Genomic DNA, 21826 nt, shown 5'->3' on the forward strand with positions numbered 1-21826 from the left:
TGTACACTTTGAATGACGGGACGCGGGTCTTTACGGCCCGCGTTTTCGTGTCAGATCGACGGCCTCGCTCCGGCAAATAGCCCTTCATGATCGGCAAACAGCGCCGCCAGACGGTCTATGACGATCCTCACCTCCGGCCGTTGCCGTTCGTCATCATGCGCAACGATCCACATTTCATAGGTTAGCTCGTCGATGAGAGGCCCGGCGCGGACGAGCTTGCGGTCCTGATCGCCGATGAAACAGGGGAGGACGCCACGACCGGCGCCCCCGCGGATCAGATGAAAGAGCATATGCGGCGTATTCGTCCAACTGGTGATCCAGTAATCCGGCTGTTCGAATGTCCATTTGTCCGCCGGGGTGACGGCAGTATCGGTGCCGAGTGAGATCCAGTTGCAGTTGGCTTCGTCGTAATCCGCCGCCTGGTAAGCCGCATGCGCCACCTTGACCGAGCGGCGGATTGCGACGTTACCGCTGTCCGGCCGGCTGTGGCCAACGGCGATATGCGCCTCGCGGTAGGTGAAATCGACGCTCGCATCGCAGGTCTTGTAGCACATGCGGAAGCTGTCTTTCGGCGTCCAGACGCTGGCCAGATGATCGGCGATGAAGCGCGAGGTCCAGCTGTCGGCGGCCGTCGAGACGATCGGTAGCGTCAGAACCTCGCCGCGCCAGTCGGAGATTGCCCGCGCCGCATCCTGCATCAGCCGCACGCGGTCGAGCAATTCCTGCCCATCTCTGGCGAGCAGATAACCAGTGGGGCCGCGGCTGAACAGCGACCGGCCGGTTACCCGTTCAAGCGCCAGCATGCGCCGGCCGATCGTCGGCGCGCTGAGCCCGGTGCGCGCGGCCGCGGCCGAGAGCCCGCCGCCGGTCGCGACATGGAAGAAAAGCTGCAGGTCGTCCCAGCTCGCATCTTTCATGAATGAAAACCCCCTTTCCCCAGCGCCTCTACATCGCAGGGGCGTGAAGGCTTAGCTCAAGTGCTCCAGCCAATAGATGGAGGATGAAGCAATGCTTCTCAACTGGGTTGTTCTCTTCGAGGAAGTCGAGTCCCGCAATCGCCGCATGCGCCGCGATCCCATGGCCGATCCGCTCGATGGCCCGGAATGGCGCGGACTTCTCTGGATCATTCCGATCATGACGTATCTGGCCTCGAGAAGAGGCGAGACGAGGAGACTGCGCCGCGATGATTCGCGGATCGCAAAAACCCTCAGGTTTCGAAGCTCAGCCGCAGCACGTGGTGCAGGAATTCCGGATTGAGCAGCATGTTGAAGCTGACCGTCACCCATTCGCCTTCGCGCTTGACCATGGTCGCGCCGATCTCGTCATGAATGCCGAGGATTTCGAGGAAGAAATGGCTCGGCATTTCCAGGTTCGGGCTGACTTCGAGCAGTGCGCCGGCGAGCGTGATCGTGCGGATCAGGCAGCGCACCTGCGTTCCGGTGCTGAGATGATGGCCGACGAAGATGATGTTGCCCGGCCTGTCGAGATTGAATTCCCTGTAAGCACGTTCCGGCTTGGGGTGTTCTGTGTCGAGGTGCATCTGAAAGGCCCTTTTAGCCTCCGCTTGTTCTACCACAGGATTATTAGCTGAAGAATGCTGACGGTTGCTGAAGAACATCGATAAGATTGAATATTTGCGGGAAAATCGCACCGATTTCATGCAGATTTGCCCCATATTTGCTCATTCCCCAAATATCCTCATCTCAAGTGCATATGCGCCATTCTTGACATGTCGGCGGCCTTCGCGCATACAAAGGCCGGTTCGAGGCACCGGCCGCTCGCGGATGAAAATTCATGGTGAAGCCCTCGCGATCATGGTCACGGCCCTTTGTGCATGCTGACTGGCGGTAATGCGAGCTCCCATCCACAGTCGAAGAGCATGCCTTGCGAAGGCTCACTCCATGACGACCACCTATCCTGCCATTGACGAATTGAAGGCCCAGGCCAAGCGCCTGCGCCAGGCGATGAATGAACGCGGCACCGCGCTGACCCACAGTGCGGCGCTCGAAATGATTGCCCGCCAGCACGGCGCACGCGACTGGAATACGCTCGCGGCGCTGGCGGCAAAACCCAATGCGGCTGCGAAGACGCCTCTTTTCGTCGGCGCCCATATTCGCGGCCGTTATCTCAATCAGCCGTTCACCGGCGAAATCCTCTCGCTCTCGGCCCTGCCGGGCGGCGATCTCCATAGGATCACCATCCATTTCGACGAGCCGGTGGATGTCGTCACCTTCGAGAGCTTTTCAGCCTTTCGCCGGCGTGTGAATGCGCAGATCGATGCCGATGGCGTCTCGCCGAGGAAGACCTCGAACGGCGTGCCGCATCTGGTGCTCGATCTCTAAATTGCCTCCGATTCCCTTTGCGGCCGCCTGAATCCGGGTGATTTGAACCCGGATCGGACCTCGCCCCATATCGCACGGATTTCCCCATGACCGATCCTTTAGAAGGCAATATCTTCCTCACCGGCTGGCTGCCGGCCGTTTTCCTCAGAACGGCGGCGCCGATCGTCGCGATCACCACCGTCAACGGCCTCTTCACCATCGTCGACGCCTATTTCCTCGGCACCTATGTCGGCCCCGACGCGCTCTCTGCCGTCAGCCTGATCTTTCCGGGGCTGATGCTACTGATCGCTTTGCAATCGCTGGTCTCGAACGGCATGGCGAGCATTCTCGCCCGCCGGCTTGGTGCTGGTGATCGTCAGGGCGCGGGCAGGGTATTCACAGGCGCCCACACGCTGGCGCTGGCCGTCACTCTGATCCTCAACATCCTCTTCTGGACCCTCGGCCGGCAGATCATCGACGCCGGTGCCGGCACGGCTGCGATAGCCGATGGCGCCATGCTGTTCATGGGCGCGATGATCGCCTTCGCGCCGGTGAGCTTTTTCCTGTCGCTGCATCTCGACGGATTGCGCTGCGAAGGCAGGATCGGATTCATGACGCTGGTCACGCTGTCGGCCTCCCTGCTCAACATCCTCGCCAACTGGCTGTTCATGGCGGTGATGCATTGGGGCGTGTTGGGTTCGGTGGCCGGCTCCATCGCATCGCAATTCGTCTGTCTTACCGCCGTGCTGACCTATCGCTGGCGCCGGTCGACGGCACTCAGGCCCTATCGAGGATTCGCACCTGCCGAATGGCGCGGCATCGTCGCCTTCGGCGCCCCGATGAGCCTCGGCTTCATCGGCATATCGCTGGCATCAGCCGCCATTCTCGTCAACGTCGCGCTCTGGAGCACCCATGATCGTGTCGCGACGGTTGCCGCCTACGGCATCATCACCCGGATCATGACCTTCACCTATCTGCCGCTGCTTGGCCTCAGCATCGCGTTGCAGACGATCGCCGGCAACAATCATGGTGCCGGCCTCGGGCCTCGCGTCGGCCGCAGCCTGCGGATGGCCATGCTTGCGGCGCTCGTCTATTGCACCCTGGTGGAAATCACCGTCGAACTGTTGGCCGGCCGCCTTGGCGCGGTCTTCGTCGCTGATCCCGCCATTGTCGCCGAGGTCGGGCGAATTCTGCCCTGGACGATCGGCGCCTATTTTCTCTTCGGGCAGATGCTGATCCTGTCGTCCTATTTCCAATCGATCGGCGATGCGCCGCGTGCGGCGATCTTCGGCCTGTCGCGGCCCTATCTGCTCACCCTGCCGCTCACCTTCCTGCTGCCCTTTATCTTCGGCGAGCAGGGGATCTGGATGGTGCCGGTCTTTGCCGAGGCAGGCATGGTCGCCCTCGCCTTGCTGGTGCTGTCTCAGAATGCAAAACGTCGCGGCTGGCGCTACGGACTTCTGCCTGCGTGAGATGACAAAGCCGCGCCAATGAGCGCGGCTTTGTCAGGCATCTATTCCGTCCCAGGCCGGCCTATGATGCGAAGAACGGCGGTTGCTGCCTGATATGGGGATATTCGAGCTATGCATGATGATCCTCCATCCTTGTCGGATGGAGGCAGTGAACCATCAGCAATGGCTTGGCGCTGTCAGATTATTTAGCGATTCGCAGGCGCGCTTATGCTTTCAGCAGCCATTCGTGCTCGGCGGCATTGTGGAATTTCCAGATTCGCTTCGGCCCGGCCATGACGTTGAGGTAGTAGAGATCGTAGCCGTGCGTTGCCGCGCAAGGATGGTAGCCCTTCGGCACCAGCGTCACGTCGCCATCCTCGATCGCCATTGCTTCGTCGAGCGAGCGATCGTCGGTATAGACGCGCTGGAAACCGAAACCCTGCGGCGGGTTGAGGCGATGATAATAGGTCTCTTCCAGGAAGCTCTCGTTCGGCAGGTCGTCCTGGTCGTGCTTGTGCGGCGGATAGGAGGAAGTATGGCCGCCCGGCGTGATCACCTCGACGACCAGCAGCGAATGCGCCGAGCTGTCGTCCTCAGGCATGATATTGTTGACGTAGCGGACATTCGTGCCCTTGCCGCGCGTCACTTGCGGATGCGTGCCGGGCGGAATCTCCTTCGCCTGATAAGTGCCGCCGCCGGGGGCCGAGCAGACGGCGAGTTCCAGATCGGTCTCCGCCGTGACCGACCAGGTCGATTCCATCGGAATATAGAGCGCATGCGGCGCGCCTTCGAAGGGGGTCATGCGGCGGCCGAGCGTGCCGAAATCCCGGGTGCCGGCCGACGCCTTACCCTTGCCAGTCACCCAGACGAGGCAGACTTCCCTATCGCCGGTCTCTCCCGAAACCGTCTCGCCCGACTTCAGCCGATGCAGATCGAAACCGACATAGGTCCAGCCGGCATTCTCAGGCGTGACATGCGTGACACGGCCCTGCGTGCCGGATGGTTTGACCTTGAGGTTTGGCATAGGTGGTTCTCCTCGTACATTGAAATTCCCCTCCCCAAACCCCTCCCCACAAGGGGGAGGGGCTTAATCTGCGGCGCTGTCTCACCCATATTGCGGCGTTCCTTTCGCAAGGTGGCGCTGTCTGGAGCAGGGCGGTGCCTCAAGTTAAGTCCCTCCCCCTTGTGGGGAGGGGTTGGGGAGGGGTTTTCTTTTCCGTTATCCCTTGGGAAAACCTTCGGTCTCCACCGTATAGCCCGCGGCCGTCATCACCCGCATCAATTCGGCATGGCCGATCTCGGCCATTTTCTGCGGCGGTGCCTTGCGAGGATCCTGTTCGGCCTCGACGACGAACCAGCCTTCGTAGCCGTAATCGGCCAGCCGCTGGACGATAGCGCCGAAATCGAGCGAGCCGTCGCCCGGTACCGTGAAGGCGCCGAGCGCCACCGCGTCGAGGAAGGAATGACGGCTGCGGTCGAGCCCGTCGACCACGGACTTACGGATATCCTTGACGTGGACGTGATTGATGCGGGCGTGGTGGTTCCCGATGGCGCGTAGCACATCGCCGCCGGCAAAGGCGAGATGTCCGGCGTCGAGCAGCAGCGGAATGCCTGCACCCGAAGAGCGCATGAAGGCGTCGAGTTCCGGCTCGGTTTCGACGACGGCTGCCATATGGTGGTGGTAGGAGAGCGGCATGCCCTGCTCAGCGCACCATTCGCCGAATTCCGTGACGCGGGCGGCATAGGCCTTCATCTCGTCGTCGGAAAGGCGCGGCTTGGTCGCGAGCGGCTTGGAGCGGTCGCCCTGGATGGAACGGCCGACTTCGCCATAGACGATGCACGGCGCATTGACCGCCTTGAACAGCTCGATCATCGGAGCGATGCGGTCTTTGTTAGCCGCAAGCTCCTCCTTGACGAGCGTACCGGAGAACCAGCCACCGCACAGCGTCACGTCGGCGGCGCGCAGGATAGGCAGCATCTCTTCGGGATTGCTGGGGAAACGGCGCCCTTGCTCCATGCCGGTGAAACCGGCGCTGCGCGACTGCCGCAGGCATTCCTCAAGGGACACATCGTCGCTGAGTTCCGGAAGATCGTCGTTCCACCAGGCGATGGGCGACATGCCGAGTTTGGCCTTCATCTATAGTCTCCTTAAAAATAGTGCGGAAGAGCCGGGACGCTCTTCCGAAAAAAATGGCAAAAGATTAGCCGATGCGCTGGGCGGCGCGTGCTTCTAGGTAGCCCTTGCGCGCTGCGTTGACCTCACCGCGCGGGCTGACCTCAGGCACCGCCACATCCCACCAGTGGCCGCCGGCTTCCGTGGTGATGAGCGGATCGGTGTCGATGACGAAGACCGAGGTACGGTCGTTCTTCCTCGAATCGATGATCGCCTGCTCCAACTCGGCGATCGAGCCGACCTTGACGGCGATCGCACCCATGCTCTCGGCATGCGCGCGGAAATCGATTTCCGGCATCACCTCGTGATAGGAGTCCTTGAGCAGATTGTTGAAGTTGGCACCGCCGGTTCCCATCTGCAAGCGGTTGATGCAGCCATAGCCGCGATTGTCGAGCAGGACGATGTTGAGCTTGAGGCCAAGCATGACCGAGGTGGCGATCTCGGAATTCATCATCATGTAGGAACCGTCGCCGACCATGACGACGACATCGCGTTCGGGATGCGCCATCTTGGCACCGAGCCCGCCGGCGATCTCGTAGCCCATGCAGGAAAAGCCGTATTCCATGTGATAGCTGCCGGGCGTCGTTGCCGGCCAGAGCTTGTGCAATTCGCCGGGAAGGCCGCCCGCAGCGCAAAGAACCGTCGTATTGTCGCCGCCGATCGTGCGCGCTACCGCGCCGATCACCTGTGCGTCGGAGGGCAGGGCGGCATTGGTCGCCGCCATCGCCTTGGCGGCGGCCTCCATCCAGATCTTCTTCTCCGTCGCGGCTTTTTCGGCGAGTGCCGCCGGCGCCTTCCAGCCGGAAAGCCCTGCTGAAAGCGCCTTCAGCCCTTCGCGGGCATCGGCAACCACGGGATAGCTGTCGTGCTTGACCGCGTCATAGGCGGCAATATTAAGGCCGACCATCTTCAGGCTGTCGTTCTTGAACAGCGCCCAGGAGCCGGTGGTGAAATCCTGGCAGCGGGTGCCGACGGCGATGACGAGATCCGTCTCTTCGGCGATCGCATTCGCCGCCGACGTGCCGGTGACGCCGACCGAGCCGAGCGCCAGCGGATGAGTCTCGTTAATCGACGACTTGCCGGCCTGGGTGACGACGACCGGGATGGCATGGGCTTCGGCAAAGGCGGCGAGCTCCTTCGTTGCCTGCGAATAAAGGACGCCGCCGCCGGCAACGATCACCGGCTTTTGAGATGCCTTGATCAGCGCGATGGCATTGGCCAGCTCGTCCGCATCCGGCTGCGGCCGGCGGGTCGCCCAGACTTTTTCGTCAAACAGGCTCTCCGGATAATCATAGGCTTCGGCCTGGACGTCCTGGCAGAGCGACAAGGTCACCGGGCCGCAATCCAGCGGATCGGTCAGCACCTGCATGGCGCGCTTCAGCGCCGCGATGATCTGTTCGGGCCGGGTGATGCGGTCGAAATAGCGCGAAACCGAACGGAAGGCATCATTGGCCGAAACCGTGCCGTCGCCGAAATCCTCGATCTGCTGCAGCACCGGATCCGGCGCGCGGTTGGCGAAGACGTCACCCGGCAGGAAGAGAACGGGAATGCGATTGACATGCGCCACGCCTGCCGCCGTGACCATGTTCAGCGCGCCGGGGCCGATCGAGGTCGTGCAGGCCATGAAGCGTGTGCGGAAATTCGCCTTGGCATAGGCGATGGCGGCATGCGCCATGCCCTGTTCATTGTGGGCGCGATAGGTCGTCAGTTCCCCGCGCACCTGATAGAGCGCTTCGCCGATACCGGCGACGTTGCCATGACCGAAGATCGCCCAGACGCCGCCGAAGATCGGCACTTTCTTGCCGTCGACAACAGTCATCTGCTTTTTGAGGAAATGCGCGACGGCCTGCGCCATCGTCAACCGTATCGTCTTGCCCATCGGGGCCTCCCGCAATCTTCGCTCTCGTTGGTTTCCCCTCCCCAACCCCTCCCCACAAGGGGGAGGGGCTAACTCGTGGGGCTCGCCGCATTTCACCGCAACCTTGCGTCCGCAAGACAGCTCGTTTGTGGCGTAAAGCGATGCCTCAACTTAAGTCCCTCCCCCTTGTGGGGAGGGGTTGGGGAGGGGTCTAGTTTATATCCTACTGAAGCCCACGCGTCTTCAGCCAGGCTTCCGTCAATTGCCGGAAGCGGCCGGCCATGTCGGCGATCGCCTCCTCGTCGTTCATTGTCCCCGAAAGCCAGGCCCGCGCCGGGTCGGCAAAGATCGTCCGGCCGACGGCAAAGCCCTTCACGGAGGGGGCCGCCAGCGTCGCCTCGAAGCAGGAAATCAGCTCGTCGGCGGGTGCCTCGAGGCCGAGCAGCACGATACCCCGGCACCATGGATCATTCTTGGCGATCACTGCATCGATCTTCTTCCAGGCTGCAGTTGATGCCTGCGGCTCGAGCTTCCACCAGTCCGGCTTGATGCCGAGCGCATAGAGTTCTTCCAGCGCCGTCGAAATCGTGTCGTCGGTGAGCGGTCCGTTCTTGCCGGCGATGATCTCCACCAGCAACTCGCGGCCGACCTTGCGGGACGCCTCGAACAGCGTGCGCAGCTTTTCCTGCTGTTCCGTCTTCAATTCGGCGGGGTCGTCGGGATGATAGAAGCACAGGCACTTGATGCAGTGGCCGAGTGGCCATTCCACAAGCTGCGAGCCGATATCCTGGCTGAATTCGAAGCGCAGCGGCTTCGAGCCCGGCAGCTCTACCGGCCGGCCGATCCAGGAAAAATTCTTCGTCGCCGCATCGAAGAAGGCGTCGCGGCCGAAACGTTCGTCGATCAGCATGCCGTAGCCGTCGCGGCCGTTCGAAACCTGCGCCGCTGCGGCAACCGCCAGGCGCTTGAAGGCGACGATCTTGTCGTGGCCGACGCCGAGTTCATCGGCAACGCTGACGAGCTGCGAACGGTGGTCGATCGCCAGCGCCATCAGAAGCGGGACTTCGCCGCGGCGCGTCGATGCCCAATGGATATGGTTGATCGCCTCGTCTTTGCGCAATGCCCGATGCTTGCTGCCGTTTTTCAGGAAGAAGTCGAGTTCCGCCCAGGTCGGATATTCCGGCGAGCAGAGCAGGCGGGAAACGGCGAAGGCGCCGCAGGCATTGGCCCAGGTGGCGCAGGTCTCTAGCGGCTCGTCGCGCAGAAAGCCGCGCAGGAAGCCGGACATGAAGGCATCGCCGGCACCGAGCACATTGAAGACTTCGATCGGGAAACCCTGACCGATGATGCCGGCTTCGAGGTCGTCGGCGATCGGGCCGTCATAGACGATGCAGCCCATGGCGCCGCGCTTGAGCACGATCGTCGCCGGCGACAGGCGGCGAATCTCCTTCAGTGCGCCGAGCACGTCGTCGGCGCCTGATGCAATCAGGATTTCCTCTTCGGTGCCGACGATGAGATCGCAATCCGGCAGCGTTTCTTTCATCTTCGAGGAAACCCGGTCGGATTTCACGTAGCGCTCGAAGCCTTCCGCATGGCCGGCAAGGCCCCAGAGATTCGGCCGGTAGTCGATGTCGAAGATCACCTTGCGGCTGTTTGCCTTGGCGATGCGGATCGCCTTGCGCTGCGCGGCCTCGGTGTTCGGTCGCGAAAAATGCGTGCCGGAAACGAGAACGGCGCGCGATGACTTGATGAAATCTTCGTCGATATCGCCTTCATCGAGCGCCATGTCGGCACAATCCGACCGGTAGAAGATCATCGGCGACACGCCTTCGGCCTCGACCGCCAGCAGCACCAGTGCCGTCAGCCGTTCCTTGTCGGTGACGATGCCTTGCGTCGCCACGCCTTCGCGCGCCGACTGCTCGCGGATGAAGCGTCCCATCTGCTCGTCGCCGACGCGGGTGATGAGACCGGATTTGAGGCCGAGTCGCGCCGTGCCGATGGCGATATTGGCCGGGCAGCCGCCGACGGATTTGGCAAAGGAGCCGATGTCCTCCAGCCGCGAACCGATCTGCTGACCGTAAAGATCGACCGAGGAACGGCCGATGGTGATTACATCAAGCGCCGGCTCCGGCTGTGATCCCGGATTCGATTGTACCATGATGTCCTCCCGCTAGATTTTGCGCGGCTTCCAGTGCCTGCGAATTTTCAATAATGAAACATCGGTTCCGATATTTTGTCAATTCGGAATGTTTATTCCATTTTGGCTTTTCCAGCTTTTGAATGCTGACGCTTTCGGCGCCGTTCGGCGATGGCGACCGGCAGCGCCATGGTCAGCGCCATCGAGGCCGACAGCGAGCGGAAGCCGGCAAAATCGGCCTCGGCCACTTCGAACCAGTGCGTGGCGCAGGCGGCAAGCGGCGAGAAGGCCGAATCGGTGATGGCGATGATCGGGACGCCGCGGTCGGCAAGCTCCTGGCTCTGGCTGAGGCTGTCGGCCGCATAGGGCGAGAAGCTCGCGGCGATCGCCGCATCCCTGGGCGTTGCGAACTGCACCATCTCAGGGTCGACGCCGTTCGGCGAGGCGACGATCTGGTGGCGGATGTTGAGCTTGGAAAAAGCGTAGGTCATGTGCGCCGTCAGCGGGTAGGAGCGCCGTTTGGCGATCAGATAGATCGTCTCTGCGCCGGCAAGGATATTCACCGCTTTCGTGAACGTATCGCTCTGCACCGTCGCCGCCAGCCGGTTGACCGACTGGCTGGCCGCGGCAATAAAGCCGGAAAGCAGATTGGCGTCCTCGTCGTCGCCGCTTGCCTGCTCCAGCGTGACGAGCCGTTCTTCATAGCTCAGCGTCCTGTCGCGCAGTCTTTCGCGGAAAATGCTCTGCAGGTCCGAGAAACCTTCGTAACCCAGATGATGTGCCAGGCGCACCAGCGTCGAGGGCTGCACGTCGGAGGCAGCCGCAATGCTTGCCGTCGTGCCGAAGGCGATCTCGTCGGGATTGCCGAGCGCGAAGGCGGCGACCTGGGCCAGCCGCTTCGGCATGTTCGCCTTACGCTCGATGATGGTGCTGCGCAGGCTTTCGAAATCGCGCGGCACACGCACCTGCCTCTGGGGATCATTATCCATGCTTGCGGCTCACGAGATGAAACAAATATTCCATATTGTCGAGCATAGACGATTTTGAACGGCGCGCCTAATTGTTTTTAATTGCCTGTAATTCAAGGCTTTTAAACAATTTTCCGGGAAGAACGTGGAAATGCCCGTCTAGGGGTCTCTTGTCAAAATGATCCAAATATTCCAAAAATCCGGCCGCAGTTCCAGGAGGAGACGAAAATGAAACCACTCGGCATCGGTTTGATCGGCACCGGTTATATGGGCAAGTGCCATGCGCTGGCATGGAATGCAGTGAAGACTGTGTTCGGCGATGTCGAGCGTCCGCGTCTCGTCCATCTTGCCGAGGCCAATGCCGCGCTTGCCGAAGCGCGTGCCGGTGAATTCGGCTTCGAGAAGGCAACCGCCGACTGGCGAGCGCTGATCGCCGACCCGGAGGTCGATGTCGTCTCCGTCACCACGCCCAATCAGTTCCACCCCGAAATGGCGATCGCAGCGCTTCAAGCCGGCAAACATGTCTGGTGCGAAAAGCCGATGGCGCCGGCCTATGCCGATGCTGAGCGCATGCTGGAAACGGCGAGGGGTTCCGGCAAGGTGGCCGCTCTCGGTTATAATTACATCCAGAATCCCGTGATGCGGCACATCAAGACGCTTGTTGGCGAGGGCGCCATCGGCACGGTCAATCATATCCGCGTCGAGATGGACGAGGATTTCATGGCCGATCCCGATGTCTTCTTTTACTGGAAGAGCGAGCTTGCCGCCGGTTATGGCGCGCTCGACGATTTCGCCGTGCATCCGCTGTCGCTGCTCTGGTATCTGTTCGGCCACGTCGAGGCTGTCATTACCGACATGGTCAGGCCCTATGCCGACCGCCCGCTCAAAGAAGGTGGCCGCCGCGCCGTCGAAAACCACGACGGCGCCAATGTGCTGATGCGGCTTGGCGGCGGCATCTCCGCCGTATTGATGGCGAATCGCGCCGCCTGGGGCCGCAAAGGCCGCATCGCCCTGCAGATTTACGGTTCGAAGGGCTCGATCGTCTACGACCAGGAGCGAATGAACGAATTCGAACTTTATCAGGCCGAGGGTCGCGGTTCCGAACAGGGCTTCCGCAAGATACTGGCGGCACCCGCCCATCGGCCTTATGATCGCTTCATCCCGGCGCCCGGCCACGGCCTCGGCTTCAACGATCTGAAGATCATCGAATGCCGCGAGCTGATCCGGGCAATATCGGGCGAGCCGTCGTCGATCGTGACATTTAAAGACGGTCTCAGGATAGAGAAGTCGGTGCATGCCATGGCACAGTCCTTCCACGAGCGTCGCTGGATCGAGATCGGCTGAAGGTAAGAAGCTGCTTTCCGTTGACGGCGCATAGGGCAGGGGATAGGCCTTGGCATGAGTGTCGGGCCTCGTTTCAGGAGTGAGATCGTGACGGATAGACTGGTGATCATCGGCGCGGGGCAGGCTGGTTTCGCATTGGCGGCCAAGCTGCGCGCGTTGAAGGATACGCGCCCGATCACTCTTATCGGCGCCGAAGACGTGGCCCCTTATCAGCGCCCGCCGCTTTCGAAGAAATACCTGCTCGGCGAAATGGCCTTCGACCGTTTGCTGTTCCGCGACCAGCACTGGTATGGCGACAATGATGTCGACCTTCGCCTTTCCACATGGGCCGAGCAGATCAAGCCGGACAGCAAGCAGGTTCTGCTGCAGGACGGCTCCGTTCTCGACTATGGTACGCTGGCGCTCGCCACCGGCTCGACGCCGCGCCGGCTGCCGGCCGCAATCGGCGGCGATCTCGACGGCGTTTATGTCGCCCGCGACAAGCGCGATGCCGATCTGCTCGCTGACGAAATGCGCCCCGGTCGCCGTGTCCTCATCATCGGCGGCGGTTATATCGGCCTCGAGGCGGCAGCCGTCGCCCGCTACCGCGGCCTTGAGGTCACCGTCATCGAGATGGCCGACCGCATCCTGCAGCGCGTCGCGGCGAAGGAAACCGCCGACATCATGCGCGGAATCCATGAGTCCCGCGACGTGGTGATCCGCGAGAAAACCGGGCTCAAGCACTTGGTCGGCAAAGATGGCCGCGTCACTGGGGCCGCGCTTTCCGATGGATCGGTCATCGACATCGACTTTGCCGTCGTCGGCATCGGCGTCGTGCCGAATGACCAGCTCGCCAAGGAAGCCGGCCTCGACGTCGCCAATGGCATTGTCGTCGACGAATTCGCTCGCACCTCCGATCCGGCGATCTTTGCCGCCGGCGATTGCGCCGCCCTTCCCTGGCAGGGTGGCCGCATCAGGCTCGAATCGGTGCAGAACGCCGTTGACCAGGCCGAAGCGGCGGCAGCCGTCATTGCCGGCGGCAGCGAGCCGTATGACCCGAAGCCGTGGTTCTGGTCCGACCAATATGATGTCAAGCTGCAGATCGCCGGCTTCAATCTCGGTTATGACGAAACGCTGCTGCGCCCCGGCGCTCGCGAAGGCGCCCATTCTATCTGGTACTTCAGGGAAGGCCTGCTGATTGCCGTCGATGCCATCAACGACGCCAAGGCCTATGTGACCGGCAAAAAGCTGCTGGAATCCGGGATCAACCCCGACAGATCGATTCTCGCCGACCCCTCCGCCGATCTCAAGCGCCTGCTCGGCTGAGCCGGCGACCGCCCGTCGCAAAGAATCGCCGGCGGCAAAGCCGCTCTCGGCTCGCCAATTCTGTCAGATGCCGGGCGGCAAAACTCCGCTTCGTCGTCGAAGGGAACGAAGCGCGATCAAAATCCGCCGATCGCGCCGGGAAATGCGGTCGGTTTGCGCAACCGGCTGAAATACCGCCCACTGCATTTCTTCTGGTGAAACCTGAAAAAACCCTTGCATTCACAGACCGGTCACCATAGTTAGGCCGCACCGGAGAGGTGGCCGAGTGGTCGAAGGCGCTCCCCTGCTAAGGGAGTATACGTCAAAAGCGTATCGTGGGTTCGAATCCCATCTTCTCCGCCATTAGCATCATTTAACTATTTGAATTTATTGTACAAATTCAAATCTTGATCGCCCCTTCCTAATCTTGTTCCTAACGAAAAATGTTGCGGCAGCTTTTCGTTCTCCCACCTTTCTGGCATCCTGCCGGCATGCCCGCGCCATCCAAGAAATTAAAGCTCCGCCCCGTCCTCGTAGCGAATCCCTTTCATTCCCGCGCCCATCCGGCCGATGCGACGAACCCTCGCGACGTCGTCGCAATGATGAACGTCCGCGAAAGCGCCATCACGACCATGGCGGCGAGAGGTGTTCTCGATGCTGCCCAGGTAGCCGCTGCTGATCGGTTCCGAAGGCTCTGGGAAATGATGGGCGGCAAGGGAGCCGGCGCCGTTGATTACGGCCGGGAACGTGTCGACGGTGGCAAGGCGCCCGACCCGATCACCCAGCGGCAGGCGAACGCGGGCAAGGAGCTGGCCCGATGCCGGGCTCTCCTCGGCGCCCGGATGTACGGCCTCGTCAGCGCTGTAGCGGGCGAGGGCTATGCGCTGCATGAGGTCGTCGGCGACGGCAAGCGGGAACGGCTCACAGCGGCGGATATGCTGCGCATGGGGCTAGACGATCTAGCCGAACTCTGGCGGTTGGCAACGCGGCGCTGATGCTCCGCCTTGCCTCCCACGGGGCCGCCAGCGCGCGCCGTCGATCCGGCCGGGGGATAATGCTCGGTGCCGAACATCGCGCGTAGGGACGTCTCTTTGCCGCCGCCCAGGACCTTTTCAAATATCGGCGCGATGAGGGCGGATTTACTGGATGGCTTGCGACCCGGTTGCCGCATATCCCTCAAAGCTCCGCCTATCGCGCGATCGAAATCTTCAAGGGTATTGATCCAGAATTGTTTCCCCATTGGGGAAACATTTCCAACCGCGCCTTAGCGGAGGTTGCCCAAGTCGAGCCGGACATCCAAGCCCTGATCGCGGAGCGCATCGAGGCCGGCGAAATCTTTACCGCCGCCAGGGTGAAAGGGATACAGGACGGCGCCCGCCTTAGCGGCCTCATAGGCGGCGTTAAGCGTATCCGCGCCGCTCATGACGGATTGCGCCAGGGCCTCGTCGTGGCGGAACACATAGCGGGCGCGACGAACATATTCGCCGCTAACCTCCCCAACGGCGTTGCGGAGGTCGTTTTCAAGATCGGTGCGCTTCCCTTGTTCGCCCTCCGGCTTCAGCATCGCCCGCGCCATTGCCCGTTGCCCGACCGTTTCCTTCTGCGCAGGGAATGCCGCTCACTGGATTTTCTTCCAGTGACGATGAGCGCCGGTCGGCTCGACGCCTTCTGATGGACGAGGAATGGCGGCAGTGGTCTGACCGGGAGATCGCCCGGCGCTGCCGAGTCGGTCCCGACATGGTTGGGAAAATGCGGCGCTTGATGGGTGACCGAGTGGAGAACCCCGACATTCTCGCGCTACCGCTAGGTCAACGAGCGCCGGCAATGTTATGAGCGACAAGGCCAAAGCGGAGTGATTCATGCGCTGTGTAGCGAATTTTGAAATAACTTCTAGTGTGTCGGTGGTCACCGATGATCTTGTGCTGACCATCAAGGATCCGAACGGATCTTTCGAGGCGCGGATCAAAAATATTCCTCGTTCAGAATATACGACGCCTTTTTTGCTTTCCCTTCACCTCTACTTCGAAGCCCTAAGCTTGAAGGAGGCCAACGACGTTGCCGACGACCTACTGGCCAACTGCCTGAACATGCTGGCCTTCACGACGGGCTCCAGCTTTAGGAAGCACAGGATCCGGCAGATCGTGGACGCTGAACCTGCCCAGGGAGCGATGAGGGACGTCCACTTGTGGAGCGAAGTCATTGAGCACGATGACCCGCAACCCTTCCTGCAGCCAGAGCATGCAGGCTCCATTGAGCGCTTGCTGGAGTTTGACGTTCCGCCAGCAATACGACGCGCGCTCCGCTGGTACAGGCTAGGGATTCATGCGGGCTCGCCGGATGACCAGTTTGCCTACTTCTGGTTCGCCCTCGAGATCGTTGCCGAGTTTCAGAAGCCGACCGCGAAGGTTCATGACAAATGCCCTCACTGTCAGTCAGCTCTCTACTGCGAGAAATGCGAAAAGCACCCGGAGCATAGGCCCTATGCGAAACAGGCCATCCGGGCGTTGATGATGGCGGCAGATGCGAAGTGTGACGAAGCGACCGTGGACTTGCTCGACAAGACCCGGAACAGCCTTATGCATGGGGCAACGCTTCGGGAAATTGAAAGCGCGCTACCTGATCCACACGAAAGCGTAGTCGATATCTTGGGAAAAATCCTGTTCAAAGCCCTCGTCAGACAGTTCCCGAAAGAGGTTGTTAACGGCGCATACATGGGCCTCCCATCGACTTATTTGCACTACAAAGTCAATGCGTACGGCCATCTCCGGACCGTTGTCCCTTTGGATCAAGAGGGCCATTTTGATCTTGAATTCAAAGGGTTCAAGATGACGATGGTGCCGCCCGGGCCGCCGCAGAGCGCTTTGCCGTCACATATCAGGATGACGCTCGAGCAGTATGACCGGCTACGTAAGCTCAGCTATTCACCCGGCGACCACCAAGAGATGGTCAAGCGCATCCGGGTCCAGGAGCACGACGGTTATGTCTATGCGCTTGTGCTGGCGACGGACATGGCTCGAATCCGAAAGGCATTGGAAAAAAAGGAAGAAGGGATCTGGCAGGACCTATTCCGTGAGATCTTGGACCCAGTCGGTCCTAAAGAAATTTAATAGATGCTCACGGGGCATTTTAACGCACTGGTGCCCCCTTTGCCGCCTGCGTATCCCCGACAGCGAGCGCGCGGGATTCGGGCGGAGGCGCACTAGGCCAATCTTTGAAACTGCCTTCGTCGCGCCGGTAATGGCACTAGCCCACACATTTAACTGCCTGTCTCATCCTTTTCGGCCAACGCCGGCTCCTGCTGCATCGTTTCCTCATAGCTTCTGATGAATGCTTCGTGCTCATCGCTCAACGCCTTAATCGCCTCCCTGGCGCCGGTCTGGAAGTAGTCGTGAATTATGGAGGAGCTGCGCACAAGAATGCCTATGAAGCTGCTCAGAGTGGATGCGAGGCTGTCTGCCTGTGGCTGATCGAAGATGACAAGCTCCCAATTATCTCCTTCGACGCGCAGATGCCGATTGGTCAGGGCGCGGATGTTGTTGTGCGTCTCATTGCACAGGCTGTTGTAGACTGAGCGATAAATGTCCTCCATGCCCGCGCGACGGAACCGCTCGTAGACATTTAGGGGAGGGGTTAACGACAGTGCATCAAGATCAACCCTATGCTGTGCCAGCAATGAGGCGGCCTCAGGGTTGTTCGTAAAACCCTGCAAAAACGGGTTTCCCCCTGCAACGCCATGCTGCGCAAGCTTTATCCACTGCTCGTGGAAGGAAGCTTTCATGTGGTTCAGATAAGTATCGTCGCGACACAGGTTCTCAATGTCCACGAACGCCTCCAACGTGGCACGGAGAATAATATCCAATGTGACGTGTTGACCGGATCGGTGCAGCACCATGGCGTCCTGCGTCTGTTCTATGATGGTGGCGTACAAGGACACGATCGTCCGGTGGAGAGGACTACCCTTGTCGAACTTAATCTCCGTGAGATGCTTGTAGGCTTCGGCAAAAGTATAGGACAGAAAATCGAGCATCCACAGTCCTCATTCCCCACTGTTGATAGGTTTCGCAATATGGCCGATCCGTTCGAGTTCTGCACGTTATTTGATAAGATCATCTGCCGGATACTCGGCGCGCGGTGGTGCATACGGTGACCAGCCGAATCGCGCCTGGAGTGCGAATCTAATCGCCCGTAGCGCCACATCATCATTGCCAGCGGTGAGGCGGAGCAGATGCGCTATCAACGCGCTTTCGAGCTTTGCGGCACCGACGTCCAGCTCCCGGCGATAGCGCTTCCGCAGCGTCTTTGGGCTGACGGCGAGGATGCGGCAGATTTCGGGCTGCGGAACGGCCTGACCTGCAAGCACCTGGACCAGACGACGTTGCATGTCCGTGGGGTGATGCCGGGGTCGGCCGGAGGTGCTTTTCTGGTTTTCCATGATAGGCGGGAAAAACCCGTCCTCGATGTTCTGCCGGCGAGAAAAAAATCCGGGAGTGAGAAGGCGCGCGGGTCTTTTGACGGCGGCCATTTTGGCGTTGGCTCACCCCCCGGCTACCCCTGCTGCATGAGCATCTTCCAGCCTAGCTCAACCCACTCCGGCAGCAGGCTCTCGAAGGCGACCTCCTCGACCATCATCGGCAATGGGATCGACCAGAAGAACGTCTCATCATCGTCTGTCCAAGCATAGAAGCCGACATTCCGGCCATCTTCGCAGAGGACCGGATCGACCTGCGAAATGTCATCGACCGGGATCATGTTGCCGTCTCCGATCGAGCCGCGACCCGGACGACGGGACGGCTCTTTGTCGCGCCGACCTGACCTTCAAGAAGCAGGAGACGGGCCTCAACCGCGTCGAGACGGGCCGCTATTGGGGATAGGTTCCGTTCTAGGTGATCCTTCACGATCTGGACGATCTCGGCGCCGAATTGTTTGCCGTCAAAGCTCATCTGCATATCCTCCGATCAACCCGACGCCAGCGCCGGCCATTCGATGTCCGTCAGGACGGCGAGCGCGTCGGGCGTGCCGGCGACGGCGCCGAAGAGCGCGGAGACCTTCACGGCGACGGCGTTGGTCTGCCAGAGCGAGACCGTGGGCGTTGCCGTCGGCGTGATGGCGTCCATGGTCGGCGCGTCGTTCATCTGAAGTGCGGCATGGCGCGCGATATCGATGCCGAGCGATTCGATATCCCCGACGACTCGGTCACCGTCGATCAGCATTAACGTGCCGGCGGCGAGGCCGGCCGAGACGGCGAACGGCAGGTTCAAAAATTCGGAAACGCCTTCCGGCGAGGCGCTTCCTCGGCCGTCATTGAGCAAGGCAATGCTATTCGCGGTATCGGGCGCGGCGATCCAGCAGAGCCGGCCTTCCCCGCTGTTGACCGCGTCCAGCAGCTGCTTCAAGTCGGCGGCATGATTGTCGGTGGCAGCGAAGGTCGGTGTGGCGGATGTGATGAGCGTGCTGAGCGCGCCGACGTCGAGCGCCTTCGCGACTGCCCGGCGAAGTTGACGGGAGACGAAACTCTGACTTGCGGCCGAACTATTTTCGAGGATTTCGCGGCTCAACACGATGACGGCGTCGGCCTGTTGCGGCAGGAGCGCATCGCCGTTCAACGACATGCGCGAGACGGGGCGAGCTTGGCCATCGCCGGTCACACCGCCGACGGCTCCTTCCGCGACGGCGCCGACACTGGAACCCAACGGCGCGCGGGTCAGGACTCCGAGATCGAGCAGAGCCGCGAAAGCCGATCTGCCGCCCAGCGCTTGGAGGAACGCGCTGCTCGCGGCCTGCATATCGGCCAGACCGGAGGCCCATGCCGGATCGCTCAGCGTCCCGGCGCCGACCGCCGCTTTCAGAATTCGTTGCGCCGGTGCCGGCATTCGAAGCCGGTCTGCGATGTCGCCGGTCGACTCGCCCGTCCGCTCGCAGATGGCGAGGGCGCGGACGATGGACAAGATTGTTGCCGCGTGTTCGTTCATTTCGATAACTCCTGCTTTGACCCACAAGGGTGCAGGCCGAAACGCTCATGGGGAAGGACCTTAAACGCTCGAAACGCTCACAGGCTATTGTCCCCGGCGTGACGGCGGAGGCGCGGGACCGAGACCAGAAGGCGGCCGCCCCGCTTAACGCCGATGGAATGATCCTTCACCCATCTGCGGATCGTCTGCTTGGAAACGCCGGCGCGCTGAGCGCCGGTCCCCGCATCAATGAGATTTTCCTCAGCGAAGTCGTCGGCGGCGTCCAGCTCCGGCACCGGCGCGCCGGCCATATCAGCTCGCAGAGCCAGCAGCCCGTCGAGGTGCCGGCGTGTGGCCGAGATCAGCAGGTCGATCCGTCTGAGCCTATCCGTCATGGGTCGGTTTCCTTCCCCGTCTCCGAGGAACGGGAATGCCGTCGATGCTGCCGCGAAATGAAATCGGCAACCGCGTCGGCTGATGTCCGCTTCGTTCGTTCGTCCCGGCCGGCGAACAATGCTGGATCGACGGGAGCGCTTGCCGTCTTCAGGGCTGCTTCAGCCATGTCAGCATTCCGCTTGGCGCGCCACTTGGCGACGGCCTCCGGATCGCCGGCCGGCGCCGGTAGGGCGCGGGGCTCCTCGGGCCACTGGTAGAGCCTCCGCTCTTCGGCGGCCCGCCGTGCTCTTTCGCGAAACGGTTCCATCACGCGGTCGATTTGAGCGCGCAGTTCGCTTGGCGATGGCATAAAGGCGTGGCCTAGCGAATTCTGATTGATCCGGCGTTCCGCCTCCAATAACGCCCATCGGCTGACCCCTTCGAGCGCTTGCATGTAGGCGGGCTTCACGAGCCGGAAATCGCTTGGCGTGCGGCATGGGTAAGCCGCGAGGAGGCGGGTCAGCACGACAAGCTTCTCAGCGTCGGACGCCGCGCGAGACATATCGGGCTGGACAGCCGGTAGGTTCAAACCCGTCATTGGAAAAGTCCTCGTTGCTGTTCTCTCTCGTGGGCTCGGCGTGCCTCTTCGAGCGCTTGCTCTGCGATGTGGGCTGGACCCTGCCGGCGATCCGTTCCCTTTCGATTTGCGTCGGCGGCATCCTTCCGCGCCCATATTCTCCAGGTTGCCTCCCAATCGAGTTTGCGGCCTCCGGCACCGGGTCTGTTTTTCCAGTAGTCGACGAAGTTGAGTGCGCTTCGCCTCGCCCCTTCGGTCGTCATACCCTCCGCCAGGGCAATGGAGATGTCCGGGCTGAAGTTTTCGGGGATGCGGGTGCCGCGCTCGTGAGCGACGCGCTTACGCGCCTCCGTTTTATCCGTGTTCTCTTCTTCAAAGTGTTCAATAAGGGAGGCACCGGCAATTGGGTGCCGGTACTCTCGTGCCGGTGTGCCGGTAGTAGACGTTTGTTTACCGGCATCAGCATGCCGATAGTCACGGCCCGGAAAACAGTAGTGGTTTTGAGCCCGACCGCGCTTTCTCGATCCGGATCGTTCGATCTTTAACCAGCCGCAGGCGCATAGGCTCGTAAGCGCGTAACGCACGGCACGCTCGCCCAGTCCGGTATCCGCGATGATCGTTTGCTGCGCTGGAAAGCAAGCGCCGGTGACTGCGTCCATGTAATGGAGCAGGCGAAAAGCTACTCTGAAATCACTTGGCGAGAGGCGGCCGTCGACTGACATGCGGTCGAGCAGGTCGAGCTTCCAAGCGGCGAAATTTCTCATGACGCGCCACCTCGCTTTAAGTCCGCTTGCTCAACCGCTCATGCAGCTCGTCAAGCTGTTGGCGCTGTTTTGCTGATAGTGGATCCGACCGTCTCGATATGGCGAAAAGGAATTCGCGCTCTTGTCGCGAGAGCCTGCCGACTCCGTGGTCGAGGCACCAACGCGCTTTTTCGGGGTCGGTCATACCGGCGGCGTCGTGGGGTGGTCGCCATTGTGGCATAGGAATGGCTGTCTGTGCGTCGAGGCGGTCGGGGTTCATGTCAGTACCACCCAATCGCTCGGCCGATCCGGACCAGCGCAAATTCAATATCGCCCTTTTCGAGGTCGGACCGGATATCTGCGAGTAAGTCGGGATCGGGCACTGCCTCCAGTTCGATCTCCAGATCAATGACTTCATCTTCGAGGTCGGTAACTTGGGCTTCCAGTGCGGCGATCCGCGTCTTGAGCGGCGCGACGTCGTCGTCATCTGGCTGCTTAGGAGCGGTAGTTTTCGAAATTTCGCGATGCATAACGTTCACCTCAAGGTGGACGCCGCGATCTTGCGCGTTAAACTCGATGGGACTAAATTTTGGGGCACTTTCCGATGCCTGCAAGTCCCAATAGAGCCGCCGCGCGTCGTCAGCGTG

Annotated in this window: 24 protein-coding genes and 1 tRNA gene; 9 read left to right on the top strand and 16 right to left on the bottom strand. The window is 61.1% G+C overall.

Annotation, left to right across the window (positions count from 1 at the left end; translation table 11 throughout):
• Positions 1–50: 50 nt before the first annotated feature.
• Positions 51–917 (bottom strand): LysR family transcriptional regulator, encoded by an 867-nt coding sequence (locus tag AF337_RS22305; protein WP_049733847.1) that lies wholly within the window; start codon positions 915–917, stop codon positions 51–53.
• 91 nt (positions 918–1008) lie between these two features.
• On the opposite strand from AF337_RS22305, the gene AF337_RS22310 reads away from it, so the two are divergent.
• Positions 1009–1257: a hypothetical protein gene (locus AF337_RS22310; protein ID WP_049733848.1), complete on the top strand. Its 249-nt coding sequence runs from the start codon at positions 1009–1011 to the stop codon at positions 1255–1257.
• Here the strand turns inward: AF337_RS22310 and AF337_RS22315 are convergent.
• The gene (locus tag AF337_RS22315; protein ID WP_049733849.1) at positions 1208–1540 is read right to left on the bottom strand and encodes a hypothetical protein; all 333 of its coding nucleotides are present in this window, start codon (positions 1538–1540) and stop codon (positions 1208–1210) included. The genes AF337_RS22310 and AF337_RS22315 overlap by 50 nt on opposite strands.
• Before the next feature lie 361 nt (positions 1541–1901).
• Here AF337_RS22315 and AF337_RS22320 point away from each other — a divergent pair, with 361 nt between their 5' ends.
• Both AF337_RS22320 and AF337_RS22325 read left to right on the top strand, forming a co-directional pair.
• On the top strand, positions 1902–2342 hold the full coding sequence (locus tag AF337_RS22320) for a glyoxalase superfamily protein (RefSeq protein WP_049733850.1): 441 nt from the start codon (positions 1902–1904) through the stop codon (positions 2340–2342).
• Between the two features lie 86 nt (positions 2343–2428).
• Positions 2429–3793 (top strand): MATE family efflux transporter, encoded by a 1365-nt coding sequence (locus tag AF337_RS22325; RefSeq protein ID WP_049733851.1) that lies wholly within the window; start codon positions 2429–2431, stop codon positions 3791–3793.
• Positions 3794–3998: 205 nt separating this feature from the next.
• Here AF337_RS22325 and iolB read toward each other — a convergent pair whose 3' ends face one another.
• The 5 genes from iolB to AF337_RS22350 all read right to left on the bottom strand — a co-directional run bounded on the left by iolB (position 3999) and on the right by AF337_RS22350 (position 10929).
• Positions 3999–4796 (bottom strand): 5-deoxy-glucuronate isomerase, encoded by a 798-nt coding sequence (gene iolB / locus AF337_RS22330; RefSeq protein WP_049733852.1) that lies wholly within the window; start codon positions 4794–4796, stop codon positions 3999–4001.
• A gap of 195 nt (positions 4797–4991) precedes the next feature.
• Positions 4992–5909, bottom strand: coding sequence for a myo-inosose-2 dehydratase (gene iolE / locus AF337_RS22335; protein WP_049733853.1), 918 nt, complete (start codon positions 5907–5909; stop codon positions 4992–4994).
• Between the two features lie 64 nt (positions 5910–5973).
• The gene (gene iolD / locus AF337_RS22340) at positions 5974–7824 is read right to left on the bottom strand and encodes a 3D-(3,5/4)-trihydroxycyclohexane-1,2-dione acylhydrolase (decyclizing) (RefSeq protein WP_049733854.1); all 1851 of its coding nucleotides are present in this window, start codon (positions 7822–7824) and stop codon (positions 5974–5976) included.
• 202 nt (positions 7825–8026) lie between these two features.
• Complete coding sequence (locus tag AF337_RS22345; protein WP_049733855.1) at positions 8027–9961, bottom strand: bifunctional 5-dehydro-2-deoxygluconokinase/5-dehydro-2-deoxyphosphogluconate aldolase; 1935 nt, start codon at positions 9959–9961, stop codon at positions 8027–8029.
• A gap of 92 nt (positions 9962–10053) precedes the next feature.
• A complete protein-coding gene (locus tag AF337_RS22350) occupies positions 10054–10929 on the bottom strand; it encodes a MurR/RpiR family transcriptional regulator (protein WP_049733856.1) in 876 nt (291 codons plus the stop codon).
• A gap of 207 nt (positions 10930–11136) precedes the next feature.
• Between AF337_RS22350 and AF337_RS22355 the strand changes: the two genes are divergently transcribed.
• The 6 genes from AF337_RS22355 (at position 11137) to mauJ (ending at position 16643) form a co-directional block, all read left to right on the top strand.
• On the top strand, positions 11137–12252 hold the full coding sequence (locus tag AF337_RS22355; protein ID WP_049733857.1) for a Gfo/Idh/MocA family protein: 1116 nt from the start codon (positions 11137–11139) through the stop codon (positions 12250–12252).
• An 87-nt stretch (positions 12253–12339) separates the two neighbouring features.
• Complete coding sequence (locus AF337_RS22360) at positions 12340–13557, top strand: NAD(P)/FAD-dependent oxidoreductase (RefSeq protein WP_049733858.1); 1218 nt, start codon at positions 12340–12342, stop codon at positions 13555–13557.
• Between the two features lie 251 nt (positions 13558–13808).
• Positions 13809–13899: transfer RNA gene (locus AF337_RS22365), tRNA-Ser, on the top strand.
• Between the two features lie 236 nt (positions 13900–14135).
• A complete protein-coding gene (locus tag AF337_RS22370; protein WP_342028447.1) occupies positions 14136–14531 on the top strand; it encodes a hypothetical protein in 396 nt (131 codons plus the stop codon).
• A gap of 167 nt (positions 14532–14698) precedes the next feature.
• Entirely contained in the window at positions 14699–15208 is a 510-nt protein-coding gene (locus AF337_RS42480; RefSeq protein ID WP_152971158.1) for a hypothetical protein, read from the top strand.
• A 187-nt stretch (positions 15209–15395) separates the two neighbouring features.
• Positions 15396–16643 carry a methylamine utilization protein MauJ gene (mauJ, locus tag AF337_RS22380; protein ID WP_152971159.1) on the top strand — a complete coding sequence of 416 codons (1248 nt, stop codon included), beginning with the start codon at positions 15396–15398 and terminating at the stop codon, positions 16641–16643.
• A gap of 149 nt (positions 16644–16792) precedes the next feature.
• Here the strand turns inward: mauJ and AF337_RS22385 are convergent, their stop codons facing one another.
• From AF337_RS22385 to AF337_RS22425, 9 genes are all read right to left on the bottom strand, one after another.
• Complete coding sequence (locus AF337_RS22385) at positions 16793–17563, bottom strand: DUF5677 domain-containing protein (RefSeq protein WP_049733861.1); 771 nt, start codon at positions 17561–17563, stop codon at positions 16793–16795.
• Between the two features lie 66 nt (positions 17564–17629).
• Positions 17630–18058 (bottom strand): RNA polymerase subunit sigma-70, encoded by a 429-nt coding sequence (locus tag AF337_RS22390; RefSeq protein WP_342028448.1) that lies wholly within the window; start codon positions 18056–18058, stop codon positions 17630–17632.
• Positions 18059–18081: 23 nt separating this feature from the next.
• Positions 18082–18285 (bottom strand): hypothetical protein, encoded by a 204-nt coding sequence (locus tag AF337_RS22395; RefSeq protein WP_049733862.1) that lies wholly within the window; start codon positions 18283–18285, stop codon positions 18082–18084.
• The gene (locus tag AF337_RS22400; RefSeq protein ID WP_049734124.1) at positions 18282–18476 is read right to left on the bottom strand and encodes a hypothetical protein; all 195 of its coding nucleotides are present in this window, start codon (positions 18474–18476) and stop codon (positions 18282–18284) included. The genes AF337_RS22395 and AF337_RS22400 overlap by 4 nt, the downstream gene beginning before the upstream one ends.
• A 15-nt stretch (positions 18477–18491) precedes the next feature.
• Complete coding sequence (locus AF337_RS22405) at positions 18492–19505, bottom strand: phage major capsid family protein (protein ID WP_049733863.1); 1014 nt, start codon at positions 19503–19505, stop codon at positions 18492–18494.
• A 77-nt stretch (positions 19506–19582) separates the two neighbouring features.
• Positions 19583–19879, bottom strand: a complete 297-nt coding sequence (locus AF337_RS22410) for a hypothetical protein (RefSeq protein ID WP_049733864.1) — start codon at positions 19877–19879, stop codon at positions 19583–19585.
• A complete protein-coding gene (locus AF337_RS22415) occupies positions 19876–20457 on the bottom strand; it encodes a hypothetical protein (RefSeq protein ID WP_049733865.1) in 582 nt (193 codons plus the stop codon). The genes AF337_RS22410 and AF337_RS22415 overlap by 4 nt, the downstream gene beginning before the upstream one ends.
• Positions 20454–21200 (bottom strand): helix-turn-helix domain-containing protein, encoded by a 747-nt coding sequence (locus AF337_RS22420; RefSeq protein ID WP_049733866.1) that lies wholly within the window; start codon positions 21198–21200, stop codon positions 20454–20456. Before AF337_RS22420 ends, AF337_RS22415 begins: the two co-directional genes overlap by 4 nt.
• 260 nt (positions 21201–21460) lie before the next feature.
• Entirely contained in the window at positions 21461–21709 is a 249-nt protein-coding gene (locus AF337_RS22425) for a hypothetical protein (RefSeq protein ID WP_049733867.1), read from the bottom strand.
• Positions 21710–21826 lie beyond the last annotated feature (117 nt).

Origin of the sequence: Rhizobium ecuadorense (assembly GCF_001187535.1) — a bacterium.
Taxonomy (GTDB): Bacteria; Pseudomonadota; Alphaproteobacteria; order Rhizobiales; family Rhizobiaceae; genus Rhizobium; species Rhizobium ecuadorense.